General features: G+C 47.5%; 13 protein-coding genes and 2 pseudogenes. 4 read left to right on the plus strand and 11 right to left on the minus strand.

All coding sequences use genetic code 11. The features are described 5' to 3' along the window. Window positions 1–105 precede the first annotated feature (105 nt). The 4 genes and pseudogenes from ACQE3Y_RS13080 to ACQE3Y_RS13095 all read right to left on the minus strand — a co-directional run bounded on the left by ACQE3Y_RS13080 (window position 106) and on the right by ACQE3Y_RS13095 (window position 1,209). Window positions 106–390, minus strand: a complete 285-nt coding sequence (locus ACQE3Y_RS13080; protein WP_426981847.1) for a hypothetical protein — start codon at window positions 388–390, stop codon at window positions 106–108. Beyond that, on the minus strand, window positions 387–812 hold the full coding sequence (locus ACQE3Y_RS13085; RefSeq protein WP_426973353.1) for a hypothetical protein: 426 nt from the start codon (window positions 810–812) through the stop codon (window positions 387–389). The genes ACQE3Y_RS13080 and ACQE3Y_RS13085 overlap by 4 nt, the downstream gene beginning before the upstream one ends. A gap of 40 nt (window positions 813–852) precedes the next feature. Then, window positions 853–957, minus strand: a pseudogene (locus tag ACQE3Y_RS13090) (phage regulatory CII family protein); the annotation flags it as partial. Window positions 958–987: 30 nt separating this feature from the next. Beyond that, on the minus strand, window positions 988–1,209 hold the full coding sequence (locus tag ACQE3Y_RS13095) for a regulator (RefSeq protein WP_426973351.1): 222 nt from the start codon (window positions 1,207–1,209) through the stop codon (window positions 988–990). A 140-nt stretch (window positions 1,210–1,349) separates the two neighbouring features. Here ACQE3Y_RS13095 and ACQE3Y_RS13100 point away from each other — a divergent pair, with 140 nt between their 5' ends. Then, complete coding sequence (locus ACQE3Y_RS13100) at window positions 1,350–1,931, plus strand: phage repressor protein CI (RefSeq protein ID WP_426973349.1); 582 nt, start codon at window positions 1,350–1,352, stop codon at window positions 1,929–1,931. A gap of 1 nt (window position 1,932) precedes the next feature. Beyond that, window positions 1,933–2,969: pseudogene (locus ACQE3Y_RS13105) on the plus strand (phage integrase). Window positions 2,970–3,570: 601 nt separating this feature from the next. Here ACQE3Y_RS13105 and ACQE3Y_RS13110 read toward each other — a convergent pair. The 7 genes from ACQE3Y_RS13110 to ACQE3Y_RS13140 form a co-directional block, all read right to left on the minus strand. Further along, window positions 3,571–4,197: a LysE family translocator gene (locus ACQE3Y_RS13110; RefSeq protein ID WP_426981848.1), complete on the minus strand. Its 627-nt coding sequence runs from the start codon at window positions 4,195–4,197 to the stop codon at window positions 3,571–3,573. Between the two features lie 33 nt (window positions 4,198–4,230). After that, entirely contained in the window at window positions 4,231–4,833 is a 603-nt protein-coding gene (locus ACQE3Y_RS13115) for a formyltransferase family protein (protein WP_426981849.1), read from the minus strand. A gap of 32 nt (window positions 4,834–4,865) precedes the next feature. Continuing rightward, on the minus strand, window positions 4,866–6,188 hold the full coding sequence (locus tag ACQE3Y_RS13120; RefSeq protein WP_426981850.1) for an aspartate aminotransferase family protein: 1,323 nt from the start codon (window positions 6,186–6,188) through the stop codon (window positions 4,866–4,868). A gap of 4 nt (window positions 6,189–6,192) precedes the next feature. Beyond that, window positions 6,193–6,345 carry a hypothetical protein gene (locus ACQE3Y_RS13125; RefSeq protein WP_426981851.1) on the minus strand — a complete coding sequence of 51 codons (153 nt, stop codon included), beginning with the start codon at window positions 6,343–6,345 and terminating at the stop codon, window positions 6,193–6,195. Window positions 6,346–6,356: 11 nt separating this feature from the next. After that, on the minus strand, window positions 6,357–8,189 hold the full coding sequence (locus tag ACQE3Y_RS13130; RefSeq protein ID WP_426981852.1) for a carbamoyltransferase family protein: 1,833 nt from the start codon (window positions 8,187–8,189) through the stop codon (window positions 6,357–6,359). Between the two features lie 19 nt (window positions 8,190–8,208). Further along, window positions 8,209–10,347 (minus strand): iron-containing redox enzyme family protein, encoded by a 2,139-nt coding sequence (locus ACQE3Y_RS13135; RefSeq protein ID WP_426981853.1) that lies wholly within the window; start codon window positions 10,345–10,347, stop codon window positions 8,209–8,211. Window positions 10,348–10,469: 122 nt separating this feature from the next. After that, window positions 10,470–11,456, minus strand: coding sequence for a hypothetical protein (locus tag ACQE3Y_RS13140; RefSeq protein ID WP_426981854.1), 987 nt, complete (start codon window positions 11,454–11,456; stop codon window positions 10,470–10,472). Between the two features lie 217 nt (window positions 11,457–11,673). On the opposite strand from ACQE3Y_RS13140, the gene ACQE3Y_RS13145 reads away from it, so the two are divergent. Next, entirely contained in the window at window positions 11,674–13,098 is a 1,425-nt protein-coding gene (locus ACQE3Y_RS13145; RefSeq protein ID WP_426981855.1) for a PLP-dependent aminotransferase family protein, read from the plus strand. 309 nt (window positions 13,099–13,407) lie between these two features. Continuing rightward, window positions 13,408–13,620, plus strand: a complete 213-nt coding sequence (locus tag ACQE3Y_RS13150) for a hypothetical protein (RefSeq protein ID WP_426973344.1) — start codon at window positions 13,408–13,410, stop codon at window positions 13,618–13,620. Window positions 13,621–13,655 lie beyond the last annotated feature (35 nt).

Below are 13,655 nucleotides of genomic sequence, written 5' to 3' on the forward strand. Positions count from 1 at the left end.
TTTTTGGGTATATCCTGACGAGTCATATGCATGATTTGCTATCTCCAGGGTGCAGAAAGCCCGGCCACGGTAAAGGTGACCAGCAAAATTTCAGGGGTTAATGGATTAAAGTGCGAGGTTTAAAACGGCCCGGACAGATGCCAGCGTTTCTGCTTGCTCACAGTCAGTTTCCGCTTCACGGCAGGCACGGCACCGGAACGCAGCGTTAGCTGCCAGCCAGTGGCGCTGATTCGTCAGATGTTCCGTATCGTTAAAAGCGAATGGACGCAGGGTTACACACCCATCCCTGCCGTCGCATTTCCCTAAAAAGGCATCAACATAATCGGCCGGCACGCGCCAGTTATTAAAGTCTTCACGCAATCCGGTTGTTGGTACTGAGATTTGTTTCACTGCCCTGCCTCCCTTTTGCTTTGTTTGTTCGCCAGCTGTTGTTCCAGCTGCACCAGTAATGCCGGTGCAATTACCATCTCCTGTCCCGGTGTGATATTTGGGCGAGAAGGTTCCTGGCGGCTCGCGGTACGGCGGGTAAATTCACTACGCCCTAGCGGACCAAACTCATTCAGCATGTTTCGTGCCCGGATAATGCCGGTACGCAACAGAGTCATTCCCCGGCATCCGATATGCGCATACAGCTCATTCCAGCTGTAGTTAGCCAGGTAAGGTTTAAAGGTGCCGGTGTTATGGATAGATGCAGCGTGCAGTACGACGCCACGCCATTCTGGCAAAAGTGAATTCCAGTAATCAGCAGCTGCAGAATGGCTGGCATCCAGCTGTTTGCGGATCCGCTCCAGCCAGGTTTTGTTATCTGCCATAGCGTCCCCCGATAACTTTTAGCAGACGCTGCCACCACGGGTGCATACCAACAGCATTAGCCACTTCTGCGCGGTTGTGAGCCTGAGCAAATGCACGGCAGTCTGTTTCAAAATGAGGATGTTTAGACCGTTGATAATCAAACATAGTTAGTCTCACCGAAGTCAGTCAGCTGAATTACGCATTAAGCGAAATATTACAGGCTCTTAAAGTCATGACTGTTAGCGCAGCCATGGTGACTTCAATAATCCCTTTCTTTGGCCTCCCTTTAGGCCCAACACCTACTTTTATCATTTTAATCAAAAGGTTATCTATGTCCTTGTTGGTTCCGGTACGGCAGCAATACTTATCTAAGGGAAAGGAAGTTTCGGGGATGACAATTGTAATATCAGGACGCATAAGGCAAACTCCAGCGGTTATCCTGTACGGTAAATACAGGGTTAAAATCATCAAAATTCGTATAATGAAACATTATAAGCAATGCTATCTCGTAAAACGAAACATTGCAATAGCATTTCTCAAAAAGCGAGAGAAAAACCATGCCTAAGTTTCCTTTTGAAAAGGCAGATTCCAGTGAAAAAGTTTTGGATCGCATAGTTGAGGCGTATGGCTTCACATCCAAACTTGCACTGGCTGAGCATTTTGATATGGCTTCAAGTAGCCTTTCCGGCAGATATCGCCGTGGGACGTTTCCTGCCGATATGGTTGTCAGGTGTGCAGCGGAAACGGGAGCATCTCTGGAATGGCTGGCTACCGGGCAAGGCACAAAATTTGAAGATGAAGAATTAGACATTTTAAAAATGCCGCGCCAAAAAATCGTTGATGGCCAACTGTATGAAGCAGGGACATTTATGCTGGATAAGGTTTCATTCCTTCAGGGCAAGCCCCTGCCAGCCAATCCCACCTGTATTATCGAAGGGATAGTCCAGTACATTATCGAGCAGGATTTCAGTGAAATTTATGACGATGCCTGGCTGGTGGAAATTGAAGGCAAAGCAAGCATCCGCACGCTAACCCGGATCCCAGTAAAGAAAGTTCGCGTTAGCGGCGTTGGCATGGCATTTGATTGTGGAATTGATGACATCAAGGTCATTGGGCGAGTGATTCTGACCATCCAATGATATGGCGGTTAGAAAACTGAATAACGGCCAGTGGATAGCCGATTTTTATGCTGTTAACCGTGGTAACAGCAACAGCGAAAAGCGAAGACGCAAAAATTCGCCACCAAAGGTGAAGCGCTGGCCTCTGAAAATGACTCACGACAAAAGATTGAGGATGCTCCCTGGCCGGGTGACGGAAAAGCTAAGCGCCGCCTGTCTGATTTAATGCATTTTTGGTATGACCGGCACGGTATAATTTTGCGGGATGGAGAGAAGCGCAAAAAAGCGATGCTTTGGGCTGCCGAGTGCATGGGACACCCGCTGGCTAGTGAGTTTACTGCGCAACTTTTTACAGCTTACCGTGCAAAAAGGTTAGATGGCCATTTCGCCAGGACAACGCGTATTAGCAAAGTTTCGCCGCGTACAATGAACCTGGAACACGCTTATTTTTTAGCAGTGTTTAATGAACTCAAAAGACTGGGCGAATGGTCACCGCCCAACCCGCTGGAGAACGTGCGCCAGTTCCGCACGGATGAAAGTGAAATGGCTTTTTTGACGCGAGAACAGATAGATAGCCTGCTGACTGAATGCCGCCAAAGCTCTGCGCCAGATTTAGAAATGGTGGTCAAAGTTTGCCTGGCTACTGGCGCACGCTGGAGCGAAGCGGAATCCCTCAAACGCTCTCAGGTAGCAGCAGGAAAAATTACCTTTGTTAAAACAAAGGGTAAAAGAAATAGATCAATTCCTGTCGATGCAAAGCTATTGGCAGAACTACCTAAAAAGAATGGGGCATTATTTTCGCCCTGCTATTATGCTTTTCGCTCAGCGTTAGAACGGGCAGGAATTGAGCTACCACCGGGCCAGCTAACTCACGTGCTGCGTCACACTTTTGCCAGTCACTTTATGATGAACGGAGGAAACATCCTGGTGCTTAAAGATATACTGGGGCATACGGACATTAAGATGACCATGCGTTATGCGCATTTCACCCCAAGCCACTTGCAGCAAGCAATTACGCTCAACCCATTGAGGAAAAATGTCCCTTTTCTCTCCCCTTAAGACTCACACATTCAGTAACATCCAGCAGCATCCGAGCGGTAATTTTCTTTTTTTAAGATAAATTATTGTTTTTTAATGGTGGTACATCGTTTTCATAATCGCTTTGTCGCTGGTTCAAGTCCAGCAGGGGCCACCAGATTTTAGCTGCCAGGTAAGCTCATTAAAGCCACTCTTCGTGAACTGCACCCTTAATCGTTGAGTGTCCAACTTTTGGGGTGCAATTCATTCGGAGTGGCTTTTTTGTTGGGCTTTAACAAGTGGCACCAGATTGGTGATAGCATCAAAACCGTGCCAGTACAGGCCAGTAACATCAAACCAGGGATGGAGAACGCAAGCAAAAGTATGCGTTCTATGTATGCATAGCTTTGAAGAAGTTGACCATCACTATTAGTTGACCATCACTATTAAAAAGCTTCAATTTCCCTTAGGCCTTGATAGCACTCGATACATTTTGCCTGTAACAGAAACGGTAATAACAGCCAGAACGAATTAGTCTGAGACTCAATGGCATGAGCCCGGTAGAATACCGGATTCACGTTTTAACCAACCCTGTGATCTAACTATGCAACTTTAGGGGATCAGTTAAAAAGAGGGGCTTTGGTTACCAAAGTGAAACCAGAAACCCAATCGCTACCAGGGCATAGAAACCCGCACAGATCAGATCAAAACTACGACGGGCGCGGTTCAGATATTTTTCTGCGGTACGCGAGGCGAAAATCAGCGCATACAGACCAAATATCATTACACCTAAAAGCGCACAAGTCGCCACCAGGAAATAGCTCTCCCATTGCGGGGCGCTACCTGTTATTCCCATACTGGTGACGGTAAACCAGGTTAATGCGGCTTTAGGATTGCTTAAGTGTAACCCTAATCCCTGAAGGTAATAGCCTCGTAAATTCTGATGCTGTTGCGTTGTTCGTGCAGAAAGATCGCCGGGGCGAAACGCACTGCGTAACGCTTTATACGTCAGCCAGAGTAAATAGGCGGCCCCTAACAGCTTCAGCCAGATCATAAAACTCTGTGAAGAGATCAAAATGGCTGATACACCAAGCGCCGTTAACATACCCCAGCAGATAGAGCCTGAAATCACACCGGTTGCCAGAACCAGACCCGCTTTACGACCATAATTCATCGCGGCATTGGCGATGGAAAGATTACCCGGCCCCGGCGACGCCGTACCAATGCTGTAAACCAGCAATGCCGCTAAAAACGAAGACATATCCCACATACATTCACCTGACCAAAAACATGTCTGAGCGTATCACTTGAAGCAACGGTGATCCGGTTCGTTTTCCCGCATGGTTAACATCCAGTCTTTCAGTTCTGATTGTTTGTACAGTCTATCTCCCCAGCGATACTCAGAAACCGGCAGCGGTTTACCCTGAACAATATAATCGCTCATGAGTCGTGCGAATTGTTGCAGGCAGGAGATACCAACATGCATGCGCAGTGAAGAGGCCGTGGCGCCCGGTGCAATAGCAAAATTGGCAACATCGATAATCTGCCCACTGTCTACTGATGGAGCCATATGGTGGCAGGTTGAACCATAGGTCTCATCGCCATAATAAATCGCATAGTGTTGGCTACCCAGGCCACGGTAACGAGGTGGAGCTGGATGAAGGTTAATCGCCCCTTTACGCGCTTTTTTGTAAATACGCTCTGGGAAGATAAAATCACCGCGATACGAAATAATCCATTCGCCTTCCCAATTCTCTAAATGCTCTGGCCAGGCATCACCTGGATCCCAGCAAAATACCTCGACATCAGAAAAAATCGTTTTGGCAAATTCAACGCCAAGGTCACACCAGTCCATCGTACAAACTGAAAGTAATACCTTATCTTTACAGCGTAAATCTTCAGACATTATTCATCCTCTTTTTGTTAAATTTCGACTTTTCATTTCATCTTTAAGGTTGAAAGTATTGCGGTGAACCGTTCGACCATCTGCGCCAGTTCGTCGTCACCGGCAATAAAAGGTGGAGCAAACAAGATATGTTGTCCGTTAATACCATCGACCGTACCGGTACCAGGGTAGAGCAGCAGCCCCTGCTCAAGTCCTGCCGTTTTTAAACGTGCCGCGAACTGTTGATGAGGTGCTAATGGGTTCATGCTGTATCGGTCGGTGACAAATTCAACGCCACAAAACAACCCCCTCCCCCGAATATCGCCCACATAATCAAGGCCAGACAGCGACTCTTTCAGCATGGTTCGGAAAAACTCTCCGGCCCGAACAACGCGGGGAAGTAACTGTTCCTCTTCAAGCGTTCGCTGCACTTCCAGCGCAATCGCGCAAGCAAAAGGATGATTTACATGCGTCTGACCATTGGCTAAAACACCGGTACCATCAGCAATAGCCTGATGAATATTGGCATTGATTAATAAGGCTGAAATCGGCTGATAACCCGCAGCCAGTCCTTTACCCACCGCCACCATGTCTGGCACAATCCCGTCATCCTGATAGGCGAAATAGCTACCAGTTCGCCCCATCCCGGCCATCACTTCATCCAGAATCAGTAACACATCATGCCGTTGGCAAACCTGTTGTATCTTCCTGAAATATCCGACGACAGGAGGTACCGCACCGGCAGTGGAACCGATGACTGTCTCCGCGACAAACGCACACACATTGTCACTGCCGAGAGCCGTGATGTGCTCGTCTAACTCCTGAGCCAGGCGGTCGGTGTATGCCTTATCCGTTTCTTCGCCTCGCTGGTCGCGAAAGGCATAACAAGGCGAGACAAACGTCACCGCAGGAAGCAAAGGATCGTAAATTCCTCTGCGTTGACTGTTTCCGGAAATGGCGAGCATGTTGAACGTGCTGCCGTGATAATTTTGCCGACGTGCGATGATATGAGTCTTTTGAAACTTGCCTCGTTCATGTTGATATTGCCAGGCCACTTTAAGCGCAAGCTCCATCGCTTCTGAACCACCAGACAGGAACTGCGCTTTCGCCATGCCGCCAGAACGCATAACCAGCCAGTCTGCCAGTGCTTCGGCGGCCGGCGTGGTGAAGCTTCCGGCATGCGCCCAACTTAACGCGCCAGATTCTCGCTGCATTGCTGCGATAATACGTGGATGGCAGTGGCCCAATGATGACACCGCGACGCCACCACATGTATCCAGCCAGCGCTTGCCTTGCCTGTCATGCAACCAGACGCCTTCGCCGCCAGTGACCTCAACCGGTGGCTGATTAAGATTTTTATAAATCACAGATGACACAGCACTATTCTCCACTGAAACCTGTTGTGTTATCCCATCCCGTAGCCCCTTGATGGAAGCGCTTACTAAAACGAGAAATATTAAAAACACGGCGAATCAGATAAAGCGGAAATAGCGCAAAAATGAATAACATCACAGCAAGCATTGTTTTCATCATTAACCTCACCATTAATCGAGCGGAATAGCTTCACGCCAGTCAGTTTTTTCGCTAAACACGGGTTGCTCATGCCGTAACAACACATAATTGCCCAGTACCAGAACATCCATTTCCGTTCTCATAAAGCAGGCATAGGCTTCTTCAGGTTTACAGACAATAGGTTCGCCGCGTACGTTGAAAGATGTATTGACCAAAACAGAACAGCCCGTCAGTTTCCTGAAGCTACGTAATAACCGGGTAAAAGGTACATTACTTTTTTCTGATACCGTCTGAACGCGGGCTGAATAATCCACGTGCGTGATAGCCGGAAGCTGAGATCTCACTTCATTGATGCTGCCTAAATTCTGTTTTTTTCCCTTTAGCTGAGGATTTTTAATACTGTCGTTCACTTCCGAGACAATTAGCATATAAGGATTATATTCACGCAGATTAAAATAGTGCTTTGCATCCTCTTCCAGAACTGCGGGTGCAAAAGGCCGGAAAGATTCACGGTGCTTTATTTTAAGGTTCATGGTTCGCTGCATTTCAATATTGCGCGGATCGCCAATAATTGAACGCGCCCCCAGAGCCCGTGGCCCAAACTCCATGCGACCCTGAAACCAGCCCACCACAGCACCGTTATTCAAATGCTGCGCAACGCGATTATAAAGTTGATCGTCCGTTTCATAATGTGCCTGATAACCTTTTTTCTGCAGAAAAGCGGCGATATAGTCATTACTCCACGCAGGCCCAAGCAGGCTTCCCTGCATCGCATCTTCAGCATCCGTACGCAAATGCGGTCTGCCGAAGCGCTCTACGGCATAATCCAGCGCAGCACCAAGGGCGCATCCGGCATCACCGGCTGCGGGTTGAATCCATAAACGCTCAAAGATCTTTGACTGGCTTAATACGCCATTGGCGACGCAATTAAGCGCCACGCCACCTGCCATGCAGAGGTTGGTTTCACCAGTAACTTTCGCGGCATAGCGTGCAAGGCCCAGGACAATCTCTTCCGTGACTTTTTGAACAGAGGCAGCCAAATCACATTCACGCTGAGTCAGCGGGCTTTCAGGCTGGCGTATTTTACCGTTAAATAATTTTTCGAACGCCTTACCCACCATTCTTTCACCATACAGATATTCGAAATAATCCATATTCAGTGTGTAAGAACCATCCGAACGGATATTAACGAGATGCTGACGGATAAGATCGGCATAAACAGGATTTCCGTAAGGAGCCAGCCCCATTAATTTATATTCGCCAGAATCAACTTTAAAGCCGCAGTAATAGGTGAAGGCGGAGTAAAGCAAGCCAATTGAGTGCGGATAGGATATTGAGTTCACTAATTTAAGTTTATTTCCTGTACCGTGCCAGACAGTGGTTGATTGCCATTCACCAATGCCATCAATACAGATCACTGCCGCATTTTCAAAAGGCGACGGAAAAAAAGCGGATGCCGCATGTGCACGATGATGTTGTGAATGGGTCACTTTTGGGGCGACGCCCAGCCCTAATGCCTGTAAAGCCTCATCGATATGCAGCAGGACATTAATTTTCCAGTCCAGCCATTCGGGCAGCGTGCGCAAAAAAACGCGGCCACATTTTAATCCACCACTGGAAAAAGATGAGATGACGCGCGAAAATTTTATTTTTGGATCTTCATAATACACAACAGCGACAAGATCATTTAGCTGAATACCCTGTTCATCCAGACAATAACGAATAGCTTTTTCAGGAAATGCCGGATCATGACGTATTCGACTAAAACGCTCTTCCTGAGCAGCCGCGACAATCACACCATCCTTAATTAACGTTGCAGCACTGTCATGATAATAGGCTGACAGACCAAGCACATAACTTGCCATTGATACCTTCCTGTTTTGATTACACTGTCAAAAGAGAATTATCAGCAACAGGCTGACTAATATAAGCGTGATGTCGGGCATCCTGATTAATGCTTTCATTGCGTGGGAATGAAAAACGATCCTGCTTTAACAGGCGTTTTAATGTGGTATATCGCGGGGCAAGTGATTCATATCCGATACACACGCGCCGCCACACAGCCTCATGCTGATGCATTGGCGTCCGACGCATCATGGCTTCGATGGCCTCTGCTGCCCACGCGGAATGACCTGTCTGCACATTGTCTATTGTGTTATGTAAATCGACAAAAGCGGTGCTGAAGCCGTAATGCTTTAGAAAACGCCGTGCCGAAAGATAGCCGCCGCCAACGCCAGAAAGTTCCATGGCCAGATTCATACCCAAAATTTCAGCCTGATAGCGCACCGGGAATTTGCCAATCGACAACCAGTACACCGGCAGTGCGAATGATGCCTCTTCCAGCCGCGCATCAAACGCAAACTCCCAGCTTCCGGTAGGGGGAAGTTGAATATCCATTTGCTGCAACACATCACGATAAATCTTGGGATGATTTAGCTCCCAGAGGCCATTACCCAGTTCATCCCAATAGGTTCTGAACAGAGAAAATCCAATGGTTGAGCTTGCCAGACGAATATCAGTGAAGCCTTGCAGCCATCCGCCATCAATCAGCGTTAATGGAGCTAACTGCAATGTAGAATGAATCACCTCGTCACGCGCTGGCAGCGTCCCAGGATCGCTGTTGCTAAACGCCTCTCCGTGCGCATCGTGTTGTGCCATAAGCCACTGCTTTAGGTCTCCATTGCGCCATGCCAGCGGTAAGCGACGTTGACTGGTACGCAACGAGTGTTCGGCATTTTTTAACCAAAACTGAATGTAATCATCGGCAAACTGTCGCGTCCTTCCGCTTATCGCTCGTCCCTGCAGCAGGAAATACGCGTGTCGCAACGAGGAAGGATAGTGTGTTTTCTGTGGCTGCGGTTGATTGAGCGCCACGCTTTCTGTTAATGGTACGCGTTGAATGGCCCGGCGCTGCGGCATGTTTGAATCAGGCAGTCCGGCAATCCAGCGCTTCAGTACAGCCACATCGTCGTCGCTAAAAACGCGAAACATTCGCCCTTTCAAAGAGATCAGGCTGGTGACTAACGGGCTGCGCTCAGGTTTACCCGGTGCAACAAGCTTGCTCTGCGCAATCGCTGCCATCAGAGGATAAGGATCCACTCTGGCATCCTGCAGCCACGTTGAGAGCGATTTTCCCTGTAGCCTGAACTGCTGGTGATAAACTGCACCAGCACGTGCCAGTCGCTGAATCACGCCTGCAGCTTCAGAGAGAGGATCAAGACAGTACTCCGCTTCTTCACGCAGGTCTTGATCCCATAAATACAGGTTTTCCAGCGCCCAGATCGCGCCGCGCAGCATACGTGTCAGGCGTTCAGGGGCATGCGTTTTAAAATCCGCTATTATGGCGGTAGTTAACGCCAGTGGCTGAACAGTTTGCTCGCCCAGCATGAACGTTGAATTCATGGCAAGGGCGTGCTGTGTATCCTGCTCCAGGCCTAATCCGGAAAGCACCGGCATCAAATCAATTTGGCGGAAGACCCAGTCAATGCCAATGAGTTCGTCGTTAAAGCGATCGCTTCGACGACTCAAAGACAGCAACAATGCAGGTAACCTGAAAGCGTTATCTTTAGTCAATTCAGTTTCTGCAATATCGGCATAGCTGACAGTTAAATGGTGATGCCCTGTTCTGAGTAGCCAGGCGCGAAATGTATCAAACCGCGTAGCATGAATCGCTCCCCCGCCGATATCGTCAGCAAGAATCGCCATTAATGCCAGCTGATGGCTGTCTTCGAATACACCAGGAGCAGAGAGCCCCTGAAGCCATGCCCCCTGAATGGACATCATGGGAAGCAACTGGGCTGCAATTTTCTCTTGAAAGGAAAATAAATGTGAACGTATTGATGCTTGCGAATGCAATATCTGCCAGGCCTTTTTAGCTTCATCGCACCATGCATTAATCTCAGCCGCCAGTGACTCAACGGAAGGAATAGCAGAATGTCGGCTTATTCTGATCGTATCAGTCAGCACATCATCATCGATCCATATTTCTGGATCCTGTGTGTCTTTGAATTTTTTACGCCACACGTTATTTTCCCTTTAGGCTTTTAAAACATGGGATAAATCGAAGAATCGTTCTTTTTCTTCTTCTTTTTACGCGAGAAAATAGAGAATATTTTCTTTAAAAGACGCATCTTTATTTCCTTCTGTTAAATGGCATCAAGGATAATTTGTGATACTTTTCTGTGACCGTAGTCAGTAAAATGAATGCGATCCACAAATATCCAGTCATCATCTTTAATCGCGTCACGGATTAATGGCGTACTGTTTATAAAGTTCAGGCCTAATTCAGCTGAACCATGTTGTAGCTGACGCGCATATTCTTCACAAACTTCATATTTAAGAATGTCACCATACTGTTGTGAGAAGCCACCCAATTCATCCAGCTCCGCGAAAATGATTTCTTCTTCTGCTGAACCTTTTTCTCTGACCCAGCCGGAAAGTGGCTGAAGAATATAGGTGAGCTTCGCGCCCAGTAATTTGGCCATGGCTTGCCAGACGGTAAGATGATTCAAAGTGAGCTGGCTGGCGAAAGCGATCTGTTGTTCCATGCCCGGCACGGATTCGCTTACCGCTTGCGGCTTATTTTGAAAAGGCCAGCGAAGCCCCCGACTATTCTTACTCTCCAGCGCATCAAAAAAAGTATGGCAGTTAAAGAACGCGCCATTATCTCCACGCATCGCAGCAGGTTGACGCGCCAGACCCAGGTTATTGAAACCAGAGAACAGGACGATTTCATCGATCTTTGGTAAATGTTGATGGTAAAGCGTCAGTAACAGCAGTTCCTGCGTGGAATTGAAACTGCGCCCGCCAAAGTTGAGCCATCGCCCGCCATCCGGATCGCGCTCGCTCATACAGGAGGATAATGTCCAGCGATCGTGGCTGGCACCAATACCAAATACGGTCGAACTTCCCGCTAACAGTTTGTATCCCTTTTCGCCATTATGTTCAGCAACTGAGAAAGCTCTTTTATTTTTTTCGGTATACCTGAAGCCAAATCTATCGGTATTAACAACAGGGGAAACATGTGAGGTTGGATGAAAATACATCAAGTAAGGCAGCCATCTTACCAGCCCACTATCGGTAAATTTTTCTTCATATTCTTTCATATAAGGAATAAGGCTTTGACGATTCATGGTTACCGCTACACTCGCTCACTTAGTTAATAACCGTGAATTAGTTAACCACGCCAGTCTACAAGACAAAAGATACAAATATTAATTATTTTCATGATTTTGCTGCGGGGATTAACATTTAAAGCTGGATAAACGATGTCAAACTGTGCTTTTTTTCAGTACAGTAATATTACAGCCATCCACTTTCAGGTTCACCTCATTCATCATGAAACTTTATATGAGCGTAGCAGCGCATCTGCGCGAAAGGATTGAAAAGGGCATTTTTTCCAGCGGTATGCGTTTGCCTTCAGTACGAACCTTGAGCAGCGATCATGGGGTAAGCGTAACTACGGTCCAGCTGGCTTACCGCCAACTCGAAAGTGATGGTTTAATCGAATCTAAACCCCAGTCTGGCTATTATGTTAAAACGATACCGGTATTGCCTCGCCCTATGGCAGCAAATGATATCAAGGCTTTCTCAACAGAGCCTGTGGAGTCACAAAACAGCGTGGAGTTTGAGTACTACATGGAGCACCCCGGACTGCTACTGGGAACAGGTTATCCCTGTATGAATGCGCCTTCTATGGCTCCGCTGTTTACCGCTTTACATCGTCAGGCACAAAATTACGTGCAGTCCCCACAGACCCGGCGGCATCCCTCAGGCTTATTGGCTTTGCGCGAGCATATTTCACATTTGATGTTGGATGCCGGCTGTCAGAGTCGGACAGACGATGTCATTATCACTAACGGATGCAAAGAAGCGCTGTTCATTGCTTTGAAAGCCAGCTGTGAGCCTGGCGATTTAGTGGCTATAGAATCCCCCTGCTACTTTGGTATTCTTGAGCTACTTAAAATTGCTGGTGTTACACCAGTGGAAATACCTGCCGATCCGGTGCATGGCTTAAGCCTTGAGGCTCTTGTTGTTGCGCTGGAAACGTTGCCGATTAAAGCGGTTTACCTTTCACCAAACTGCAACAATCCGCAAGGGTATACCATGTCAGATGTACGCAAGCGCCAGTTACTTAATATAGCGAATAAATATGATATCACTTTAATTGAGGATGATATCTATAGTGAACTTAGCTATCTGTTGCCGCGGCCAAGGCCCATAAAATCCTGGGATAGCGAAAACCGCGTTATATTATGCAGTTCTTTCTCTAAAACCTTAACGCCTGACATGAAAACCGGATGGATATTTGCTAATCGCCAGCAGAAAAAACTACTTAATTTAAAACTAATGACTTCCGGTGTAACAGCAATAACGCCGCAGATGGCTATCGCTGATTTTATTGAGCAGGGACATTATGCCAGGCATATTCGTAAAATGCGCCTACTCTATCGAAAACACCTGGCGATAGCACAAGAGAAAGTGTTAGCGTATTTCCCCAAGGGAACACATTTTATATCGCCGCAGGGCGGCTATCATTTATGGATTAACTTACCAAATGAAATTCAGATAAGCGAACTATGCGCTCAGTTGGAACTGAAGAAAATTAAAATCTTGCCAGGCACTCTATTTTCACCACAAAAGCGTTTCACTTCATCACTACGGTTGAGTTATTCCTCGCTGCATCTGTACGATGCTGACGAGATGATTGAATCGCTGGCGCAATCAGCCAGGCAGTGTCTTACCGAGGTAAAAAGCTCTACATTTGGTCTGTGACATCAAATGAAGCACCGCTTTCGATGCCAGGTGCCAGTGTTAACCGTTGCGGTAGGCTTAGCCTGGCAGATGGTCTCCTGCGATTCTGCCATAGCCTTGGCCATGAAAGGCAGCGCTTAACAGAAATCGCACCTCCATTTGCCCGCGATCGATAAATGTCGAAACCTTAGCAAAATAACGCTTCCGCAGGGAAATCCGTTATGAGGGTGGCGCAAAATACCACCGCTTATCACCTCTGTTTAGCCGATTGAAAAATGCACAACACCGTATGATGCTTCCCAGAAAAGAAACGTATCCGCCGGAGTTTGTATGTCTGAGAAAGATCCTGTTGTTGAACGCCTGTCGCTGGAGCTGCTGGCTCTGCGTCAAATCGTCCAGATGCTGATTACCTTCGGCAATGTCCCCACCGGCGGCAAGCTGAATAAATATCTGGAAAACCTGGCAAGTGAAGTTGAACACCGTAATGGCCGGGAAGCGAACAAAGCCATCGCCGATGTGATTCGTAGCTATATCCGTTCTTAATGCCCAAACCCATACTTAATTCTGACCCCGCAACA

The sequence above is a fragment of the Pantoea sp. FN0305 genome (genome assembly GCF_050113845.1).
Lineage (GTDB): Bacteria > Pseudomonadota > Gammaproteobacteria > Enterobacterales > Enterobacteriaceae > Mixta > Mixta alhagi.